This is a genomic window from Pseudomonas sp. PS01301, from assembly GCF_029960215.1.
GTDB classification, from domain to species: Bacteria; Pseudomonadota; Gammaproteobacteria; order Pseudomonadales; family Pseudomonadaceae; genus Aquipseudomonas; species Aquipseudomonas coleopterorum.
The window spans coordinates 198481-218830 of sequence record NZ_JASCPM010000001.1; the positions used below are offsets into that span (position 1 = coordinate 198481).

The 20350-nt window shown below is 63.1% G+C and carries 14 protein-coding genes; 7 read left to right on the top strand and 7 right to left on the bottom strand.

The window, feature by feature from the left end:
• Positions 1–16 precede the first annotated feature (16 nt).
• Entirely contained in the window at positions 17–256 is a 240-nt protein-coding gene (locus QMX89_RS00945; RefSeq protein WP_049862331.1) for a sulfurtransferase TusA family protein, read from the bottom strand.
• A gap of 146 nt (positions 257–402) precedes the next feature.
• Between QMX89_RS00945 and QMX89_RS00950 the strand changes: the two genes are divergently transcribed.
• From QMX89_RS00950 to QMX89_RS00960, 3 genes are all read left to right on the top strand, one after another.
• The gene (locus QMX89_RS00950; protein ID WP_122743771.1) at positions 403–1836 is read left to right on the top strand and encodes a M48 family metalloprotease; all 1434 of its coding nucleotides are present in this window, start codon (positions 403–405) and stop codon (positions 1834–1836) included.
• A gap of 152 nt (positions 1837–1988) precedes the next feature.
• A complete protein-coding gene (locus QMX89_RS00955; RefSeq protein ID WP_282345952.1) occupies positions 1989–5087 on the top strand; it encodes a transglycosylase domain-containing protein in 3099 nt (1032 codons plus the stop codon).
• Positions 5088–5171: 84 nt separating this feature from the next.
• Positions 5172–5951, top strand: coding sequence for a siderophore-interacting protein (locus tag QMX89_RS00960; protein WP_282345954.1), 780 nt, complete (start codon positions 5172–5174; stop codon positions 5949–5951).
• A 30-nt stretch (positions 5952–5981) separates the two neighbouring features.
• Here QMX89_RS00960 and QMX89_RS00965 read toward each other — a convergent pair whose 3' ends face one another.
• On the bottom strand, positions 5982–6623 hold the full coding sequence (locus QMX89_RS00965) for a Pr6Pr family membrane protein (protein WP_282345956.1): 642 nt from the start codon (positions 6621–6623) through the stop codon (positions 5982–5984).
• Positions 6620–6844, bottom strand: a complete 225-nt coding sequence (locus tag QMX89_RS00970) for a VF530 family protein (RefSeq protein ID WP_049862337.1) — start codon at positions 6842–6844, stop codon at positions 6620–6622. The genes QMX89_RS00965 and QMX89_RS00970 overlap by 4 nt, the downstream gene beginning before the upstream one ends.
• A 173-nt stretch (positions 6845–7017) precedes the next feature.
• On the opposite strand from QMX89_RS00970, the gene QMX89_RS00975 reads away from it, so the two are divergent.
• From QMX89_RS00975 to QMX89_RS00985, 3 genes are all read left to right on the top strand, one after another.
• Entirely contained in the window at positions 7018–9054 is a 2037-nt protein-coding gene (locus tag QMX89_RS00975) for a TonB-dependent receptor (RefSeq protein WP_282345971.1), read from the top strand.
• 310 nt (positions 9055–9364) lie between these two features.
• On the top strand, positions 9365–10672 hold the full coding sequence (locus QMX89_RS00980; RefSeq protein ID WP_282345992.1) for a carbohydrate porin: 1308 nt from the start codon (positions 9365–9367) through the stop codon (positions 10670–10672).
• A 90-nt stretch (positions 10673–10762) separates the two neighbouring features.
• A complete protein-coding gene (locus QMX89_RS00985; protein WP_282345973.1) occupies positions 10763–13174 on the top strand; it encodes a glucose/quinate/shikimate family membrane-bound PQQ-dependent dehydrogenase in 2412 nt (803 codons plus the stop codon).
• Positions 13175–13241: 67 nt separating this feature from the next.
• Here QMX89_RS00985 and QMX89_RS00990 read toward each other — a convergent pair whose 3' ends face one another.
• From QMX89_RS00990 to QMX89_RS01005, 4 genes are read right to left on the bottom strand one after another with little or no spacing between them, the layout of a single operon-like run.
• Positions 13242–13667 carry a group 1 truncated hemoglobin gene (locus tag QMX89_RS00990; RefSeq protein WP_282345975.1) on the bottom strand — a complete coding sequence of 142 codons (426 nt, stop codon included), beginning with the start codon at positions 13665–13667 and terminating at the stop codon, positions 13242–13244.
• A 1-nt stretch (position 13668) separates the two neighbouring features.
• Positions 13669–14526 (bottom strand): DUF3034 family protein, encoded by an 858-nt coding sequence (locus QMX89_RS00995; RefSeq protein ID WP_282345977.1) that lies wholly within the window; start codon positions 14524–14526, stop codon positions 13669–13671.
• A 7-nt stretch (positions 14527–14533) separates the two neighbouring features.
• On the bottom strand, positions 14534–16894 hold the full coding sequence (locus QMX89_RS01000; protein ID WP_282345978.1) for an EAL domain-containing protein: 2361 nt from the start codon (positions 16892–16894) through the stop codon (positions 14534–14536).
• The gene (locus QMX89_RS01005; RefSeq protein WP_282345980.1) at positions 16878–17552 is read right to left on the bottom strand and encodes a methylamine utilization protein; all 675 of its coding nucleotides are present in this window, start codon (positions 17550–17552) and stop codon (positions 16878–16880) included. Before QMX89_RS01005 ends, QMX89_RS01000 begins: the two co-directional genes overlap by 17 nt.
• Before the next feature lie 170 nt (positions 17553–17722).
• Between QMX89_RS01005 and lon the strand changes: the two genes are divergently transcribed.
• Positions 17723–20143: an endopeptidase La gene (gene lon / locus QMX89_RS01010; protein WP_282345982.1), complete on the top strand. Its 2421-nt coding sequence runs from the start codon at positions 17723–17725 to the stop codon at positions 20141–20143.
• The last annotated feature ends 207 nt before the right edge of the window (positions 20144–20350 follow it).

Genomic DNA, 20350 nt, shown 5'->3' on the forward strand with positions numbered 1-20350 from the left:
CTACCAGGGTGGTGGCTCAGGCCTTGCGCAACCAATACGAGTAGACCCCGTCCAGCGCCTTTTCGTGTAACAGCGCATGACCTGCCAAGGTGGCAAACGAACGGAAGTCGCGCTGCGAGCCGGCGTCGGTGGCGATCACCTTCAGTACCGTACCACTGGCCATGCGGTTGAGTTCCAGCTTGGCCTTGAGCAATGGCAACGGGCAATTAAGACCGCTGGTGTCCAGCTCGACGTCACATTCGGGCACATCGTTCATCGATATCTTCTCCAGCCAAAGGGTGCCGTGGCGCTGCGGTGAATCCCGGCAGACTGCGGCGCGACAGAATAACCCAAGGTTGCCACCTCTGGTGGTCGCCGAATGGGGCGGCTACAGTAGGGCCTTTCATCTGCCGAGCTCAGTGCATGCCCTTTCTGCGCCCTACCCTGCTGACCCTCGCCTGCCTGCTGGCGCTACCCGGCCACGCCAGCGACCTGCCCTCGCTTGGCGACGCCAGCTCGGCGATCGTCTCGCCCCAGCAGGAGCATCAATTGGGTCGTGCCTGGCTGAGCCTGTTGCGCGGCCAGGTCAAACAGCTCAATGACCCGTTGCTCAAGGACTTCGTCGAGACCAGCGTGTATCGCCTCTCCGAAACCAGCCAACTGAACGATCGGCGCCTGGAATTCATTCTGATCGACAGCAAGGAGCTCAACGCCTTTGCAGCGCCGGGGGGCATCGTCGGGGTCAACGGCGGGCTGTTCTTCAATGCCGAAACCGAGGGCGAGTACATCGGCGTGCTGGCCCACGAACTGGCGCATCTGTCGCAACGTCACTTCGCCCGCGGCGTCGAGGCTCAACAACGCATGCAATTGCCGATGATGGCAGCGTTGCTGGCCGGTATCGTGATTGCCGCCTCGGGTGCCGGGGATGCTGGCATCGCGGCGATCGCCGGCAGCCAGGCGGCGGCGATTCAGGAGCAGCGGCGCTTCTCTCGGCAGAACGAGCAGGAGGCCGACCGCATCGGCATCATCAACATGGAAAAGGCCGGGTACGACCCGCGCAATATGCCGACCATGTTCGAACGGCTGATGCGCCAGTACCGTTTCGATGCCCGGCCGCCGGAATTTCTCCTGACCCACCCGGTCAGCGAATCGCGTATCGCCGACACCCGCAACCGCGCCGAGCAGGCCGCCCCAGGGGGCAAGGAAGACAGCCTGTGGTACCAGCTGATGCGCGCCCGAGTGCAGCTGTACTACGAGGAAACGCCGGGGCTGGCAGCCAAGCGTTTTCGCGCGCAACTGGATGACAACCCCAACGCGCTGCCTGCGCGCTACGGTCTGGCATTGGCCCAGATCAAGGCCGGGCAACTGAACGAGGCGCGTGAAAATCTCAAGCTGCTGTTGGCCAAGCAGCCGGACGACATCACCGTCAACCTGGCGCAGGTCGACCTGGACATTACCAACAACCGCATTCCCGACGCCCAACAGCGCATCGACCGGCTGCTGACGCAGTACCCGGGCAACTACCCGATCAACCAGAAGCGGGTCGATGTGCTGCTCAAGCAGAATCGCATGGCCGATGCAGAGAAAGCGCTGGAAAACCTGCTCAAGACCCGTTCGGACGACCCGGACGTGTGGTACCTGGTGGCTGAAACCCGCGGGCAGAATGGCAATATCATCGGCCTGCATCAGGCGCGCGCCGAGTTTTTCGCACTGGTCGGCGAGTTCGACCAGGCCATCCAGCAACTGGACCTGGCCAAGCGCCGAGCTGCGGACAACTTCCAGCTCGCGTCGCGCATCGACGCTCGGCAGCGGGAGCTGATGGAGCAGGACCGGCTGGTCAAGGACATGCTGCGCTGAATACCCCTGCGGGCCCGCCCGGGCCCGCTTGTTGACGCAAAAGCTTTCCGCACGATTCGATACATTGGTTTTCACATTTTTTTCACGCGACCGCTCTAGCGTCTAGACTTGCTCCAGGTGCGATGAATTTTCCGTGACCGGTGTGAATATCTATGGGCGTCCTGTGGCAAACCGAACCTGACAAGACTGCAGCCAACGCTACGAGTCCTGATCCGTCGCCATTGCCAGATAGCCCACGTCAACGTCACCTGTGGCGGCGTCTGTTCTGGCTGTTGGTAGTGATCACGATTGCCGCGCTGGCGTACGCGATGTATGCCGAGATGCGCACCTCGCGGCTGCAGGCGCGCGAGTTCAGTCGCTGGGCGAACTCGCTGACCTATGAGGTGCAGCCGGGACCGAGCCAGGCCATCGTCTACCCGGGTGCCGGCCCGTTCGACAAGCGCCTGGGCTACAGCGCGCTGGGCGACTTCCTGCCGCGCCTGCTCAAACGCAACTACGTGATCGAACAGCAGACCCAGTTCTCGCCAGCTTTGATGAGCTATGCAGGGCATGACCTGTTCGTGCCCTACCAGGAAAAATCCCAGGCCGGGCTGGTGATCACCGATTGCCGGGGCGATCCGTTGTACCTGTATCGCTACCCGCAGCAGCTCTACACCGAATTCGCCCAGATACCAACGGTGATGGTCGACAGCCTGCTGTTCGTCGAAAACCGCGGCCTGCTCGACAGCCCCGAACCGCTGCTCAACCCGGCGGTGGATTGGCCGCGCTTCGCCAAGGCGGCCTGGTCGCAGGTGGCGCGGATGTTCGCGCTGCCTGGGCAGTCGGCCGGTGGCAGTACCCTGGCTACGCAATTGGAAAAGTACCGCCATTCGCCCGACGGCCTGACCGGCTCGGGGCCGGAGAAGATCCGCCAGATGATTTCGGCCAGTGTGCGGGCCTATCAAGGCGGTCCGCAGACGCTGGAAGCGCGTCAGCGCATCGTGCGCGACTACCTCAACAGCGTGCCGCTGTCGGCGGTGCCCGGCCACGGCGAAGTACACGGCATGGCCGAAGGCCTGCGCGTCTGGTACGGCGCCGATTTCGAGCAGGTCAACCGCGCGCTTGCCAGCACCACCACCGACCCAGCCAGCGAAGCCGCGCGCGGCCTGGCCCTGCGTCAGGTGCTATCGCTGATGATCGCCCAGCGTCGGCCGTCGTACTTTCTCAACAAGGGCCATGACGACCTCGCCGAGCTGACCGACAGTCACATTCGCCTGCTCGCCGCCAATGGCATCGTCGATCCGACCCTGGCAGCCGCCGCGCTGGCCAGTCAGGTCATCTACCGCGATTGGGTGCAGGAGCCGACCTGGCAACCCAACGAGTCGAACAAGGGCATCAGCGTGGTGCGCAATCGCCTGTCGTCCATGCTCGACCGGCCGCTGTACGACCTCGACCGTCTGGATCTTTCAGCCACCACGACCCTCAATGCCGACCTGCAGAAACAGGCCAGCGACTACCTGCGCCAACTCGCCGACCCGGCCTTCGCCCAGCAGATCGGCCTGATCGGCGAGCGCCTGCTGACCCCGGCGAGCACCCGTGAAGTGAGCTACAGCTTCACCCTCTTCGAGCGCACGGCTGACGGCTCGCGGGTGCGGGTGCAGACCGACAACACCGACCAGCCATTCGACATCAACGAAGGCAGCAAGCTGGAGCTGGGCTCGACCGCCAAAATGCGTGTGCTGACCACCTACCTGGAAATCATCCACGAACTGCATGAGCGCTATGCCGGGCAGACGCCCGCGCAACTGCGCCAGGTGAAGATCGAGGACGCCGATCGGCTGTCGCGCTGGGTGCTCGATACCCTAATCCAGAACCCGGGCATGGACGCACGGACGCTGCTCGCCGCAGCCCTGGAGCGCAAGTATTCGGCAAGCCCCGCCGAAAGTTTCTTCACCGGCGGCGGGATTCATACCTTCGGCAACTTTCGCCGCGAGGACAACGGCCGCATTCCCACGCTCAAGGAAGCGCTGCAGGAGTCCATCAACCTGCCCTTCATTCGCCTGATGCGCGACCTGGTGCGCTACAGCACCTATTCGGCGCCGGGCAATAGCGGCCAGTTGCTCAAGGACGATGACGATCCGCGTCGGCAGGAATACCTGGCACGCTTCGCCGACCGCGAAGGCACCGAATTCCTCAAGCGGTTCTGGAAGAAGTACCAGCGCAAGACCACCGAGCAACGCCTGGAGACCTTTCTCGACGGCATGCGCCCGACCCCGCAGCGCCTGGCCGCCGTGCACCGCTACCTCTACCCCAACGCGACGCAGGCACCCTTTGATCGCTTCGTGCGCGAGCACAGCAAGAGCGACAGCGTCACCGATAAGCGCCTGAACGAGATGTACGTCAGTTATGGCCCTGGCCGCTACAACCTGCCGGACCAAGGCTATATCGCCAAAGTCCATCCATTGGACCTGTGGCTGTTGGGCTACCTGCTCAATCACCCGGAGGCGACTTTCGGCGAAGCGAGTGCGGCCAGCCGCTTCGAGCGTCAGGAAGTCTACGGCTGGCTGTTCAACAGCCGCCACAAGCGCGCCCGCGACAACCGTATCCGCACCATGCTGGAGATCGAAGCCTTTACCGATATTCACCAGCGCTGGCAGCGCGTGGGCTATCCGTTCGATCATCTGGTGCCCTCCCTGGCAACCGCCATCGGCAGTTCGGGTGACCGTCCCGCAGCGTTGGCCGAGCTGATCGGCATCATTCAGAACGACGGCATCAAGTTGCCCACCGTGCGCATTGACACCCTGCATTTCGCCGCCGACACCCCCTATGACACACGGGTGATCAGTGACCCGGACCGGGGCAAGCGGGTCCTGCCTGCCGAGGTCGCGGCAGCCATGCGCGAAGCCTTGTCGCAGGTGGTGGACGCCGGCACTGCGCGGCGCGTATCCGGCAGTTTCAAGACCGATGACGGCACTGCGCTGGTGATGGGTGGCAAGACCGGCACCGGTGACAACCGCATCTCAAGCTTCGGCGCCGGAGGCCGGGTGATCAGCTCCAAGGCGATCAACCGTACCGCGACCTTCGTATTCTTCATCGGCGAAAACCATTTTGGCACCCTGACCGCCTTCGTACCGGGCAAGGCCGCCGAGGGCTTTCGCTTCACCTCGGCGCTGCCGGTGCAGGTGCTCAAGGGCATGGCGCCGATCCTGACGCCCTACCTGCAGCCGGGGGCTCATACACAGTGCCATGCGCCCTTGCAGGCGGCGCGTTGAACGGGGCTGCGAATTCATCGACTCTCGTGTGGCCGCGTAATAAGCTATATCGATAGCCCCCTATCGGCCCAGGAGCCCCTCGCAATGAAGGCAGAAAATCCGTTCGGTATTCAGCGCGTCATGCACGAGATCAAACGTCGCCGCCTGCAGGTGCTGCGCGTGGCGCAACTGACCCCGCGCATGCGGCGCATCACCCTCGGCGGTCCGGAGCTGGCCGGTTTCGTCAGCGAAGGCTGCGATGACCACATCAAGCTGATGTTCGCCACCACCCCGGAGCAGCAGGCGGCGCTCGACACCATGGTGCTCGGTGCGCCCACGCCCGAAGGCGCCAAGCCCGAGATGCGCGACTACACGCCGCGGCGCATCGACCTTGCGGCTGGCGAGCTGGACATCGACTTCGTCCTGCATGGCGACGGTCCCGCGGCCACCTGGGCGGCCCAGGCCGAGCCAGGGCAATTCCTGCACATCGGCGGCCCCCGCAGTTCGATGCACGTACCGGATGTGTTCGATGCCTACCTGTTGATCGGCGACGAAACCGCCATCCCGGCCATGGCCCGACGCCTGGAAGAGCTGCCGGGCAACCGTCGCGCGCTCTTGGTCATCGAAGTGGAGAACCCTCAGGAACAGCAGTCGTTCGATAGTGCGGCGGCCTTCGAGGTGATCTGGGTCGACCGGCACCAGGGCGACCTGCTGCAGACCGTCAAGGACCTGCGCCTGCCCGACGGCGTGGTCTATGGCTGGATCGCGACCGAGGCCGGGCTGTCACGCAAGTTGCGGCGCGTGCTGCTGGACGATCACAAGTTGAGCGAGGAGCAGATCAAGGCCGCCGGCTATTGGCGTCATGAGGGCGACGACAGCGAGTGAGGTTGTCGCCAGGGGTACTTGCGCGGGCGCCTAGCGCGCGCCTGCGCGTCCCCAGCAGCGGTCTATCACCAGCACCAGCGCGGAGCAGCCAATGAAGGCCAGCAGCACTCCCAGTGCGTTCAGCCATACCTGGCCCATGCCCAATTTCGAGACGTCCAGAAACGGATAGGGATACACGCCGATGCTGTGCCCACGCAGCAACAGGTAGGCGAAGTAGACCACAGGGTAGATCGCCCAGGCCGCCACGTGCCGCAGGCGCAGCGTGCCTTTCGGCACACAGCACGCCCAATACACCACGAACGCCACAGGCAGCACATCGTGTAGCAACTCGTTGGCCAGCCATTGCCAGCCCTCGGGCTGCCACAGGTTGCGCAGCAACAGGCTATAGGCGACACCCACCACCACGATGCTGACCAGTACCCCGCTGCTCACCGCTGGTCGCAAACAGATCCGACGCCACAGCGAGTCGCCCCTCGACACGTGGGCAGTCAACACGCCGGCCACTGCGGTATTGGTGAGGATGGTGAAGAAGCTGAAGAAATGCACCAGCCCCCCGAGCAGACTCGCTTCGATCTGCCAGCGCGACCACAGCACCAGGTACAACTGCAACGCCAGGGCGAACCAGGTCGCGGCCGCCGCGAGCGCGACCAGAGGGCGTTCGGCGCGGATCAACGCTTGCCGCGCTGCAATTGCACGTACAGCCGCTCGACCTTTTCCCGCGCCCAAGGCGTCTTGCGCAGGAAGGTCAGGCTCGACTTGATGCTCGGATCGCTCTTGAAGCAGCGGATGTCGACACGCTGCGCCAACCCTTCCCATTGGTAATGCGCCACCAGCGCATTGAGGATCTGCTCCAGCGTCACGCCGTGCAGGGGGTTGTGTGTGGGTTCATGCATGCCAGGCTCCAGGAACGGCGGGGCAGAAGGTGCGCACCTTAACCAACGGGCAAGATGTCGGGAAGCGTTAATTGCAGGGGCGCCCCGCCCCTTTGCTGGAAAAAGGCTGGCGGATGCAATTATTAATGTTATGTTATAACGCTAACATTTTGTAACACCTCAAGGACTCGAAGATGTTTGCCGTCACCACCCGCCCCTCTTTCAAAGGGCTGACGCCCCTGGCCGCCGCATTGCTCATCGCCTCACCGGCCTATGCCCTGGATCTGCAACCCCAAGTCATCACCGCCAATCCGTTGGGCAACGCGCAATTGGCTTCGCCCACCACCGTGCTGGAAGGCGATCGCCTGACGCTGGCACAGAAAGGCAGCCTGGGCGAAACACTGAACAACCAGCCAGGCGTGTCGTCTTCCTACTTCAGCCCCGGTGCGAGCCGTCCAATCATTCGCGGGCTGGATGGCGACCGCATTCGCATTCTGCGCAACGGGGTCGGCGCGCTCGATGCCTCGTCGCTGTCGTATGACCATGCGGTCCCCCTGGACCCCGTCAATACCGACCGCATCGAGATCGTTCGTGGCCCGGCCGCTCTGCTGTATGGCGGCAATGCCATTGGCGGAGTCGTCAACAGCTTCGATAACCGCATTCCAACCGAGGCGATCGAAGGCATCCAAGGTGCCGGTGAACTGCGCTACGGCGGAGCCGACATAACCCGTAGCAGCGCTGGCAAGCTGGAGGCCGGCAACGGTACCTTCGCTCTGCATCTGGACGCCAGCGCACGTGAATTCAACGACCTGCGCATTCCTGGCTACGCCCATAGCAGCCGTCAACGCGCCAGCGAAGACACCGACGAGAACGGTGGCAAGCACCGGCTCGACAACAGTGATGGACGTCAGGACGGCGGAGCAGTGGGCGGTTCCTACACCTGGGACCACGGTTATGCCGGGCTTTCCTACAGCAATTACGACTCCAATTACGGCTCGCCGGCGGAAGACGACGTGCGCATCCGCATGCAGCAGGATCACTATGCATTCGCTTCTGAAATCCGCGACCTGGAAGGACCGATCAGCTCGGTGAAACTGAATGCCGGCTATACCGACTACGAACACCGCGAGATCGAAGGCGGTGAAGTCGGTACCACGTTCAAGAACGAGGGTTACGAAGCCAGGATCGAAGCCCGCCACCGGCCAATCGGTCCACTGGAAGGGGTGATCGGCGCTCAGGTCAACCGCAGCCAGTTCCAGGCGCTGGGCGAAGAAGCGTTCGTGCCCAAGACCGACACTGACGCCCTGGCGCTGTTCGTGCTGGAAGACTGGCAGGCCACCGAGCGTTTGAAACTGAGCCTGGGCGGTCGTCTGGAGCATACCCGGGTCGACCCGGACGCTGCCGGGAACGAGCGCTTCCTGACAGCGGACAATGCCAGCAGCTTCACTGCCGGGAGCCTTTCGACAGGCGCGGTGTACACCTTGACGCCCGTCTGGTCGCTGGCCGCGACCTTGGGCTACACCGAACGGGCTCCGACCTTCTATGAGCTGTATGCCAACGGCGCGCATGTGGCCACTGGCACCTACGAGGTAGGTGATGCTGGGCTGAGCAAGGAGAAGGCAGTGTCGAGCGATCTGGCGCTGCGTTTCGACAACGGTACCCACAAAGGCAGCGTGGGCGTGTTTTATAGCCATTTCTCCAACTACATCGGACTGCTGGGCACCGGCCGCACGCTTGACGATGAAGGTGAAGAAGACGTCGACGGCATCCCCGAGTACACCTATTCCGGCGTGCGTGCACGTTTCAGCGGCATCGAGGCACAGGATCGCTGGACCTTGGCACAAAATGCCTACGGCAACTGGGCGTTGGACCTGTCGGGCGATTACACCCGTGCGAAGAACCTGGACACCGGCGAAGACTTGCCACGTATCGCCCCGCTTCGCTTGAACAGCGGGCTGCTATGGGAAAAGGATCGCTGGCAGGCGCGGCTGGACGTCGAACACGCCAGCGCGCAGCACAAGGTGCCGGATAACGAAAGTACCACACGCGGATACACCACCTTGGGTGCCAGCGCTGGTTATCGCTTCGACATCGGGGGCAGCCAGTGGCTGGCGTTCGTCAAGGGCGAGAATCTCACTGACCAGACCGTGCGCTACGCCAGTTCGATCCTGCGCGATATCGCGCCGGCCCAGGGCCGCAGTGTGCAAGTGGGACTGCGTACAACCTTTTGACCGCTTTACACGCCGCTGCCGTCGGGCCCATTTCCGGCCGACTGCAGCGGATCGATTCCAACGCCGCCTGGCCCAGGCCCTGCGGCAGAGCGTCGCACTGTTGCAGTTTCGGCAACTAACCCTCTTCCAAACCCGGCTTTAAAATCGCGTGCTCGATCTATATCCTCCCGCCGCAACAAACTGAAACGTTTAACTTTCGAAAAATAACGAAGCGCTTCTCGAACAGCTTCGGACTTACCAGAAGAACTCTTTTCCAATGCCTTCAACTGCCCTTTCACGCCCTCGGGCGTTTTTGCCGTTCACCGCTTTAATGGCCATGAGTACCCTGAGCGCCGCCCCGGACGCCTTGGCCACGCCCGCGTTCGATGCCCAGTCACCCTTCATGTTCGGCGATTGGAACGGCACCCGCGGCGACCTGTCCGCCAAAGGTTACGACTTCAAGCTCGACTACACCGGCGAAGTCGGCAGCAACCTGCACGGCGGCTATGACCATGATCACGCCACACGCTACAGCGACCAGTTCGCGCTGGGCGTGCACATGGACCTGGCGAAGATCCTCGGCTGGCACGACGCCGAGTTTCAGCTCACCTTGACCGACCGCAACGGCGACAACATCAGCAATGACCGGATCAACGATCCGCGTGTCGGCGGTTTCACTTCGGCTCAGGAAGTCTGGGGGCGTGGCAACATCACGCGCATTACCCAACTGTGGTACCAGCAGAAGTTCTTCGACCAGCGCCTGGACATCAAGGCCGGTCGCTTCGGTGAAGGCGAAGAGTTCAACAGCTTCCCGTGCGACTTCCAGAACCTGGCGTTCTGTGGCTCGCAAGTGGGTAACTGGGTGGGCAGTGTCTGGTACAACTGGCCGGTGAGCCAGTGGGCGTTGCGCGTCAAATACAACATCACGCCCGAGCTGTACGCCCAGGTCGGCATCTTCGAGCAAAACCCTTCGAACCTGGAAAACGACAACGGCTTCAAACTCAGCGGCAGCGGTACCGAAGGCGCCATGCTGCCGGTCGAGCTGATCTGGAAGCCGACCCTCGCCGGGCTGCCGGGCGAGTACCGCGCTGGCTACTACTACAGCACGGCGGACGCGGACGACGTCTACAAGGACCGCAGCGGTCAGCCTGCCGCGATCACCGGCCAGGACTACCGCAGCGCATCCAGCCGCCACGGTTTCTGGCTGGGCGCCCAGCAGCAGTTGACCAGCGTCGCCAGCGACAACTCGCGCGGCCTGAGCGTGTTCGCCAATGCCACCCTGCACGACAAGAAAACCAACGCCATCGACAACTACGTGCAAGGCGGCATCGTCTACAAAGGCCTGTTCGATGCGCGCGCTCGCGATGACATCGGTTTTGCCGTGGCCCGCGTTCATGTCAATCCGGCCTATCGCAAGAACGCCGAGTGGCATAACCGTACCCTTGCAGTCAGCGACTACAACAATGCCGCCTACCTGCCGATCCAAGACACCGAGTACAGCGCCGAGCTCTATTACGGGGTTCACATGACCAACTGGCTGGTACTGCGACCGAACCTGCAATACATCCGTCATCCGGGCGGTGTCAGTCACATCGACGATGCACTGATCGGCGGACTGAAGATTCAAGCGTCATTCTGAAACTAAACGTGACTCGCAATATCTGTAAACAATCAAAACTTGACATTTGAATATTAAAAAACCACACGAACACAATGGAGATTCTTCACTATGAGCACTGACGGTGCACCGCGTCGGTCGCGTCTACTGCCCAATATCTTGGGTATCGTAATGCTGCTGATGGGCCTGGCCTTGCTGGCCGGCGGTATCAAACTCGCCACTCTGGGTGGCTCGCTGTACTACCTGATCGCCGGTATCGGCGTGGGCTTCACCGGCGTGTTGCTGCTTCAGGGCCGTCGCTCGGCGATCGGTCTGTATGCAGCGGTACTGTTCGCCAGCACTATCTGGTCGCTGTATGAAGTGGGTCTGGACTGGTGGCAACTGGTGCCACGCCTGGCCTTGTGGTTTGCCTTGGGCGTGGTCCTGCTGCTGCCCTGGTTCCGCAAGCCACTGCTGCGCCAGCCTGCACCCAAGGCTACGGCTGCGTTGAGCATCGCCGTGGTCCTGGCCGGTCTCTGCGCACTGGCCAGCCAGTTCACCAACCCTGGTGAAATCAAGGGCGAGCTGGACCGTGAAACCGCCAACATGCCGAACACCGCGCCGGCCATGCCGGACGGCGACTGGAACTCCTATGGCCGCAGTGCCCACGGTGACCGTTACTCGCCCCTGGCACAGATCACCCCGGACAACGTCAGCAAGCTGACCCCGGCCTGGACCTACCGCACCGGCGACATCCCCGGCCCGAACGATCCGGGCGAGACCACTGCGGAAAACACTCCGCTCAAGGTCAACGGCATGCTGTACGTGTGCACGCCGCACAGCCAGGTCATCGCACTGGACCCAGACACCGGCAAGGAAATCTGGCGTTTCGACCCGAAGATCAGCACGCAGAACGCGCCGAACTTCAAGGGCTGGGCGCACATGACCTGCCGTGGCGTGTCGTATCACGATGACGCAGCCTACGCTGCCGCCAGCCCGGTCACCGACGCCAGCGCACCTGCCGTTGCGCCGACTGCCTGCCCGAAACGCATTTTCGTACCGACCGCCGACACCCGTCTGATCGCCCTGAACGCCGACACCGGCAAGATGTGCGAAGACTTCGGTGACAAAGGCCAGGTCGATCTGCGCGCCAACATCGGCGAGTTCGCCGCTGGCGGTTACTACTCCACTTCGCCACCGGCCGTGACCAAGAACCTGGTCGTGATCGGCGGTCACGTGACCGACAACGTGTCGGTGGACGAGCCTTCGGGCGTTATCCGCGCCTACGACGTGCACGACGGTCACCTGGTATGGAACTGGGACAGCGGCAACCCCGACGACACCACGCCGATTGCCCCTGGCCAGACCTACACCCGCAACTCGCCGAACATGTGGTCCATGTTCAGCGTCGACGAAAAGAACGGCATGCTGTACCTGCCCATGGGCAACCAGATGCCTGACCAGTGGGGCGGCAACCGTACCCCCGAGTCGGAAAAATACAGCGCCGGCCTGACCGCACTGGACATCGACACCGGCCACGTGAAGTGGACCTACCAGTTCACCCACCACGACCTGTGGGACATGGACGTCGGCGGCCAGCCGACCCTGATGGACCTCAAGACCGCCGATGGCGTGAAGCCTGCCGTGCTGGCCTCGACCAAGCAGGGCAGCATCTACGTGCTGAACCGCCTGACCGGCGAGCCGATCGTGCCGATCCACGAAGTACCGGTGCCACAGGGCGCGGTGGAAGGCGACCGCACCTCGCCGACCCAACCCAAGTCCGACCTCAACTTCATGCCGCCAGTGATGCAAGAGCGCGACATGTGGGGCGTGACGCCGTTCGACCAAATGCTGTGCCGGATTGACTTCAAGTCGCTGCGCTATGAAGGTCCGTTCACGCCGCCTTCGTTGCAGGGCACTCTGGTTTACCCCGGCAACTTCGGTGTGTTCGACTGGGGTGGCCTGTCGGTCGACCCGGTACGCCAGGTAGCCTTCGTCAACCCAAGCTACATGGCTTTCCGCTCCAAGCTGGTGCCTGCAGCAGAAGTGGCCGGCGGCCCGGGTCGCAAGAGCGAAACCGAAGGCGTGCAGCCGAACAAGGGCGCACCTTATGGCGTGATCCTGGAAGCGCTGCTGTCGCCGATGGGCCTGCCTTGCCAGGCTCCGGCCTGGGGCTACGTCGCTGCGGTCGATCTGACCACGCACCAGACCATCTGGAAACACAAGAACGGTACCGTGCGCGACAGCTCGCCTGTGCCGATCCCGTTGACCATGGGTGTGCCAAGCCTGGGTGGTACGTTCACCACCGCCAGCGGCCTGTCGTTCCTGAGCGGTACGCTTGACCAGTACCTGCGTGCCTACGACATCCGTAACGGCAAGCAATTGTGGGAAGGCCGCCTGCCAGCGGGCGCGCAGACCACCCCGATGACCTACACCGGCAAGGACGGTCGTCAGTATGTGGTGGTGGTTGCCGGCGGGCATGGCTCGCTGGGCACCAAGCAGGGTGACTACGTGATGGCGTTTGCATTGCCTGAAAGCAAGTGATGCTGATGTGACGAAAAACGGCTCCTTCGGGAGCCGTTTTTTTTGGGTGGAGTGTCAGTGAAGCCCCTTACTTCTCAATCACCTCCCCCCGCTGCGCCGCCAGCCTGGCCAGCAGCCGATTCTGCGCCGGCACCGGAACTCCCTGCGCTTCCATGGCCTTGATCAGATCCTCCACCAGCGCATTGAACTCACTGCGGCTGATGTTCTGCCCCTTGTGCGCCTCGGCCATGTCATCGCCGGTGTAGGTGCACGGCCCACCCGCCTCGACGCAGAACCTGTCAATCAATTGCCGACGCAACAACTCGATGTTCACGTTGCGAAAGTGCGCGACGATCCGCTCGTCCCGGGCCACGTTCAGCAACATTCCCTCCACGATCCGGCTGATCCCCGGCTTGCCGCCGAGTGCCTGGTACAGGCTGTCGTCACGCGCTGGCTGCTGTTGGCCCGCGCAGGCACCCAGCAACAGGGCCATGCCCAGCACATAAAGGCGCATCTCAGAAACTCCCCTGCACGGACAGGTAGGTACCGTTCTGGTTATCCAGCGTGGCGATTTCACCCAGCCGCGCATAGGCCAGCACGATCGCCAGATGCTTGTTGGGGAAATACCCGAGGAACACATCCGCCCAATCGCTTTCGCCAGCGAACGACAGGTTGTCCGGCTTCTCCCGGTACTCCACACCCAGCGCCCAGCGCGGGTTGAACAGCACGGCCACCGACCCTTCTTTCAACAAGCTGCGGCTGTCACGCCGGTCGCCACCAAAACCCAGCAGGCCCAGTTCATTAGCGCGGCTGTAGCGCACCCCGCCGTTGATCAGCAGGTTGTAGCCGAACACCGCGCCCATGAACAGGCGACTGGCCGTCAGGTAGCCCTCGACATCTTCGTCACGCTGCGCGCCGACCAGACTGGGGATGAGAAAATCCTTCTGCCGCTTATACGCCAGACCCAGCGCCACTTGCGGCAGCTGGTCGTAGATCAGATCGCCGAACAAGCGCACCTTCACGCCAAACACATCCTGACTGAGGCTGTCTTCGGGCAGCCCCAGCTTGTGCACCAGCGAGCCCAGGTCGAAGCGTTGCCTGGCGTAGGAAAATTCGATGCGATTCCCATAGCTGGCGGCCATGCCGGCTACGTCCAGCCGGTAGTCAGGCAGGTCCACGCGCGTGGCGAACGCCGTTGCGCCCCACTCGCCTTCTTCGCCGTAACCGGACAGCACCGCCCAAGGCGTGATGCCGCCGCCCGCAGCCCCGTCGATACTGCTGGCACCGCCGGTCGCCAGCAGGCGGCCTTCACTGGCATGAAGAGAAGGCTGCCAACACAGGGCTAGCGAGCACAACAACAGAGCTTTTCGCATCATGACCTCAGTGAACAACGGCAGTCGAGGTGGGCAAAGGAGGCTGCATCCAGGCTTCGAAGGCAGCCGCAGTCAAAGGTCGGCTGATCAGATAGCCTTGGGCGGTATCGCAATTCCAGCGCTCCAGCAGACGCAGGCTGTGTTCGTATTCCACGCCCTCGGCCACGACTTTGAGGCCCAGGTTGTGGCTCATCTCGATGGTGGAACGCACGATCACCGCATCCTCGCTGGTCTCATCCAGGTTACGCACGAACGACTGGTCGATCTTCAGCTCCTGCACCGGCAAACGCTTGAGGTGGGCCAATGACGAATAGCCGGTGCCGAAGTCGTCGACCGACAGGCTGATACCGCTGTCGCGCAGGCTGTTGAGCACCTTCAAGGCTTTTTCCGGCTCACGCATGATTGCGCTTTCAGTGATCTCGAAGATCAACTGCTCGGCTGATATGCCGTACAGATCGAGTAGGCGCAGGACACGCTCGTGCAGATCGGCTCCGAGCAGATCGTCCGCGGAAATGTTCAGCGACAGCTGCACGACCAGGCCGCGGGCGTTCCACTCGCTCAACTGCCGAATGCCTTCCTCGATGACCCAACGGGTCAGGGTCTGGATACTGCCGGTGCGCTCGGCCAGTTCGATGAACTCACCGGGCGAGACGTTGCCCAGTTGCGGATGTTGCCAGCGCAGCAAGGCTTCGGCCTGACGGACCTGCTTGTCGCGCAGGTCCAGCTTGGGCTGGTAGTGCAGGGACAACTCGTTGTTCGCCGCCGCGCGGCGCAGGTCGCGGATCAGGCGCACCTGACGCTGGTGCGCCAGGTCCCGGCCGTGCTGATACACCTGCAGGCGCCCCGGCATGTCGGCGGCGTCGCGCATGGCAATGGCCGAGCGCGCGAGCAATTCTTCGGCACTCAAGCCGTCGGCGGGAAAGGCGGCGATGCCGATGCGGCAGTCGATCGCCACGTCGTGCCCCCCGAAACGGTGGGGCTGCAGCAACACCTGTTGCAGTTTGTCGGCCACCGCCACGGCGCTGTCGCTGTCGACGTTTTCCAGCAGCAGGAGAAATTCGTCGGTGATCAGGTGTGCCACCGTGTCGCCGGGCCGTACCAGTTCCAGCAGGGTCTGCGCGACTTGCTGGAGCAGCTTGTCGACAAAGGTCGGGCCGCCGCTTTCGCTAAGTTCACGCAAGTTATCGATACCGACGGACAGCAGCGCGATCGGGCGGTCGGCGGCAATCGCGCTGCCGAGCCGTTCCATGGCCAATGCGCGATTGGGCAGTCCGGTCAGAGCGTCGTGCAGGGCGTTGTGCGCCAGTCGCTGCTCGCGCTCGGCAATCCCGGCCTGCATACGGCCGATGGCCTGGGCCAGCACGCCCAGCTCGTCGGTACGGTCCAGCGGCACGTCGGTCTGGTAGTCACCATGGCCGATGCGCCCCGCCGCCCGAGCCAGGCTTTGCAGCGGCAGCGAGACACTGCGTGCCAGCAGCAGCGCGCCCACCAGCGAGGCCAGCAGTGCCGCCAGGGCAATGCCGAAAATATTGCGGTCGAGCGCCATGAACGGGCGCATGGCTTCGTCCAGCGGACTCTGCAGCAGCGCCATCACCCGCCCACCCTCGGCACCGCCGCTGCTGGCCAGCAGCAACGGCTGGCTCAGGTAGGTACGTTCCTCGTGTTCGGACAAGGAAATGCGTTGCGCCGCCGATTCATTGATCTGCATCCACTGGGCGATGCTGGCGGCCAGCTCTGCCGGCTGGGTGCTGACCAGCTCGCCGGCTCTGCCCGCCTCGCTGCTGAGAAAAGACACCTGCAGGTTGGTCAGGGAATTCAGCTCCCGGGCAAGGGCCACGTCCATGCTGAAGCCCATCACCACGCGTGCGATCGGCAACGGCGCCAGCACCGGCGCCTCGACCAGCAGGTGCGGCAACCCCTGCAACGGCACGAACAGTACCGATTGATTGCTGCGGCGCAGTTCGCGCAGCGCCGTGTCGTAGCGAAACACGCTGCCGGTGGGGACCTGATCGACCGTACTGGCCAGGACCCGGCCGTCCATGTCCAGCACGAACATGTCGGTGGCACCGATACGTGCACCCTGGTTCTGCAGGGCCGAACGGATGGTGGCCGAATCGCCGCTGGACACCGCATCGCGGAAACCGAAGTCCGCCGCCAGTAACTGTACGCCGTCGCGCAAACGACGCCCGCGCATGTCCAGCAACCGCTCGAACACCCGCGTGCCCACCTGCAGCTGATCGCGGGCCTGGGCACGCACGGCGTCATTGGTGGCCACTTTGACGGCCACGGTCAACGCCCCGACCACTACCAACAGCAGCAGGATCAGGACGCAGGCGATGCGCGCCTGGAAACTAGTGCGCAGCTTCACCGGCAGCCTTTTTGAATGCCTCACTGAATGGGCTGGTCGCCGGTTCCTGCACCGCGTCGTCCGCTGTCGCTTCGACCGTCAGGGTGTAGCGCTGCGTCATGTCCGTCGTCGTCATGTCCAGTTTTCCTGTCTGCTGCACGTGTGCATCTGCACTGCGCGGATGCCACAGACTCACTTGGTAGTGGCCCGCAGGCAATTGATCGAAACGCACGCGCCCTTGTTCATCACTGACGGCGAACCAGGGATCATCGGTCACGTAGACATAGCCCAGCATCCAGTCGTGAATGTTGCAGCCCAGCACCACGACGCCCGGCTTGTCGAACAACTCCGGCTGGGTCGGCGTGCCTTCGTACAGACGCAATTCGAAGCGCTTGGCCGGTGAAAAGGAATACACCTGATGGCGGATGTTGTCGTTGTTGGGGAACGACACCGACGTGCCCGTGGCGACCGCCAACACGTGCGGCAGATACTTCTGCGCACGCTGGTCCATGATCGCCGTGGCCTTTCTGGAGCCCACAACAGCCGGGCCGCCGGAGAGGCTGAGCACCGCGTCGGCCAGGGGTGCGCCATCGGCCTGAACGATCCGTGCCTCGAACGAGGCAGCGCCGACCCAGGTACTGAAGACCAAACCGCTGAGCAAGGCGCCTAACCTGAGCATGAAATCTACCTGACGAATGGAAATGTTGCCTGCCGTCGCGTTCGGCCTGCGCCGGTTACAAGCCCGGTTACAACCCTTATCGGCCGCCCGCCGCAAAGCTTCAGTGCCGCCATTGAAACCAGTCGTGCCCTGCCCCATCTAAGCAGCATAGTCATTGACGCAGGTGCCCCATGAGCGACCAGCAGGAATCCAACGAGAATCCGTCCGAACATCTGGACAACGAGCACGTCGAGCACTCGACCCACTCCAGCACCGAACTGGCCCTGCCTGGGCAGAACCTGCCGGACAAGGTCTACGTCATCCCGATCCACAACCGTCCGTTCTTCCCCGCGCAGGTGCTGCCGGTCATCGTCAACGAAGAGCCGTGGGCGGAAACCCTCGACCTGGTCGCCAACACCGAACACCACTCGCTGGCGCTGTTCTTCATGGACACCCCGCCCGACGACCACCGTCATTTCGATACCTCCAGCCTGCCGCTGTACGGCACCCTGGTGAAGATCCACCACGCCAGCCGCGAAAACGGCAAGCTGCAGTTCGTCGCGCAAGGTCTGTCGCGCGTGCGCATCCGCACCTGGCTCAAGCATCACCGCCCGCCCTATCTGGTGGAAGTCGAATACCCGCAGCAGCCCATCGAGCCCACCGACGAGGTCAAGGCCTACGGCATGGCGCTGATCAACGCCATCAAGGAGCTGCTGCCGCTCAACCCGCTGTACAGCGAAGAGCTGAAGAACTACCTCAACCGCTTCAGCCCCAACGATCCCTCGCCGCTGACCGACTTCGCCGCCGCGCTCACCTCGGCCACGGGCAACGAGCTGCAAGGCGTGCTCGACTGCGTGCCGATGCTGCGACGCATGGAAAAAGTCCTGCCGATGCTGCGCAAGGAAGTCGAAGTCGCGCGGCTGCAGAAAGAAATCTCCGCCGAGGTGAACAAGAAGATCGGCGAGCACCAGCGCGAGTTCTTCCTCAAGGAACAGCTCAAGGTCATCCAGCAGGAGCTGGGCCTGACCAAGGACGATCGCAGTGCCGACGTCGAGCAGTTCCAGCAGCGCCTGCAGGACAAGACCCTGCCGCCCGCGGCGCAGAAGCGCATCGACGAGGAAATGCAGAAACTGTCGATTCTGGAAACCGGTTCGCCCGAGTACGCTGTCACACGCAACTATCTGGACTGGGCCACAGCCCTGCCATGGGGTGTCTACGGCAAGGACAAGCTGGATCTCAAGCATGCACGCAAGGTGCTCGACCAGCACCACGCCGGTCTGGATGACATCAAGACGCGCATCATCGAATTCCTCGCCGTGGGCGCCTACAAAGGTGAAATCAGCGGTTCCATCGTGCTGCTGGTCGGTCCGCCGGGCGTGGGCAAGACCAGCGTCGGCAAGTCCATCGCCGAGTCCCTGGGCCGACCGTTCTATCGCTTCAGCGTGGGCGGCATGCGCGACGAGGCCGAAATCAAGGGCCACCGCCGCACCTACATCGGTGCCCAGCCGGGCAAGCTGGTGCAGGCGCTCAAGGACGTCGAGGTAATGAACCCGGTGATCATGCTCGACGAAATCGACAAGATGGGCCAGAGCTTCCAGGGCGACCCGGCGTCGGCACTGCTGGAAACCCTGGACCCGGAACAGAACGTCGACTTCCTCGACCACTACCTGGATCTGCGCCTGGACTTGTCCAAGGTGCTCTTCGTGTGCACCGCCAACACCCTGGATTCCATCCCCGGCCCGCTGCTCGACCGCATGGAAGTGATCCGCCTGTCCGGCTACATCACCGAAGAGAAAATGGCGATCGCCAAGCGTCACCTGTGGCCCAAGCAGCTGGCCAAGGCAGGTGTCGACAAAAATCGCCTGACCATCAGCGACAGCGCCCTACGCACCGTCATCGAGGGCTATGCCCGCGAGGCCGGCGTGCGCCAGTTGGAGAAACAGCTGGGCAAACTGGTGCGCAAGGCAGTCGTGCAGTTGATCGACAAACCCGATGTGCCGATCAAACTGGTGCCCAAGGACCTTGAAGCTTCTCTGGGGATGCCGGTATTCCGCAGCGAGCAGGTGCTGTCGGGCAAAGGCGTGATTACCGGGTTGGCCTGGACCAGCATGGGTGGCGCGACCTTGCCGATCGAGGCGACGCGCATCCATACCCTGAACCGCGGTTTCAAGCTCACCGGGCAACTGGGCGAGGTGATGAAGGAGTCGGCGGAAATCGCCTACAGCTACATCAGCTCCAACCTTGCGCAGTTCGGCGCCGATTCCAAGTTCTTCGACGAAGCCTTCGTGCATCTGCACGTGCCTGAGGGCGCCACGCCCAAGGACGGTCCGAGTGCGGGGGTGACCATGGCCAGCGCCCTGCTGTCCCTGGCCCGCGATCAGGCGCCGAAGAAAGGCGTGGCCATGACGGGCGAACTGACCTTGACTGGGCACGTCCTGCCGATCGGCGGCGTGCGCGAAAAAGTCATTGCTGCACGGCGCCAGAAGATCATGGAATTGATTCTGCCAGAGCCCAACCGAGGCAACTTCGAAGAGCTGCCGGATTACCTAAAGCAGGGCATCACCGTGCACTTCGCCAAACGTTTTGCCGACGTCGCCAAGATTCTCTTCTAACCCATCCACCCCCTGTAGCAGCGGCGCAAGCCGCGTCAGGGGGCATCGCGTCCCTTCAAACCTACTTTATCTACCGCCGACGCGGCTCGCGCCGCTGCTACAACGGCCTCATCCGCCACACCCCTCGCGTCCTGACGCGGCGCGCGCGGTGGCTACGCCTCCAAACACCACAATCCCCTGTAGCAGCGGCGCAAGCCGCGTCAGGGG

What these genes read in the sequence shown, in the direction of transcription:
- QMX89_RS00945 (WP_049862331.1), bottom strand. Translation starts at nt 256, where the DNA reads ATGAACGATGTGCCCGAATGTGACGTCGAGCTGGACACCAGCGGTCTT.
- QMX89_RS00950 (WP_122743771.1), top strand. Translation starts at nt 403, where the DNA reads ATGCCCTTTCTGCGCCCTACCCTGCTGACCCTCGCCTGCCTGCTGGCG.
- QMX89_RS00955 (WP_282345952.1), top strand. Translation starts at nt 1,989, where the DNA reads ATGGGCGTCCTGTGGCAAACCGAACCTGACAAGACTGCAGCCAACGCT.
- QMX89_RS00960 (WP_282345954.1), top strand. Translation starts at nt 5,172, where the DNA reads ATGAAGGCAGAAAATCCGTTCGGTATTCAGCGCGTCATGCACGAGATC.
- QMX89_RS00970 (WP_049862337.1), bottom strand. Translation starts at nt 6,844, where the DNA reads ATGCATGAACCCACACACAACCCCCTGCACGGCGTGACGCTGGAGCAG.
- QMX89_RS00975 (WP_282345971.1), top strand. Translation starts at nt 7,018, where the DNA reads ATGTTTGCCGTCACCACCCGCCCCTCTTTCAAAGGGCTGACGCCCCTG.
- QMX89_RS00980 (WP_282345992.1), top strand. Translation starts at nt 9,365, where the DNA reads ATGGCCATGAGTACCCTGAGCGCCGCCCCGGACGCCTTGGCCACGCCC.
- QMX89_RS00985 (WP_282345973.1), top strand. Translation starts at nt 10,763, where the DNA reads ATGAGCACTGACGGTGCACCGCGTCGGTCGCGTCTACTGCCCAATATC.
- QMX89_RS00990 (WP_282345975.1), bottom strand. Translation starts at nt 13,667, where the DNA reads ATGCGCCTTTATGTGCTGGGCATGGCCCTGTTGCTGGGTGCCTGCGCG.
- QMX89_RS00995 (WP_282345977.1), bottom strand. Translation starts at nt 14,526, where the DNA reads ATGCGAAAAGCTCTGTTGTTGTGCTCGCTAGCCCTGTGTTGGCAGCCT.
- QMX89_RS01005 (WP_282345980.1), bottom strand. Translation starts at nt 17,552, where the DNA reads ATGCTCAGGTTAGGCGCCTTGCTCAGCGGTTTGGTCTTCAGTACCTGG.
- lon (WP_282345982.1), top strand. Translation starts at nt 17,723, where the DNA reads ATGAGCGACCAGCAGGAATCCAACGAGAATCCGTCCGAACATCTGGAC.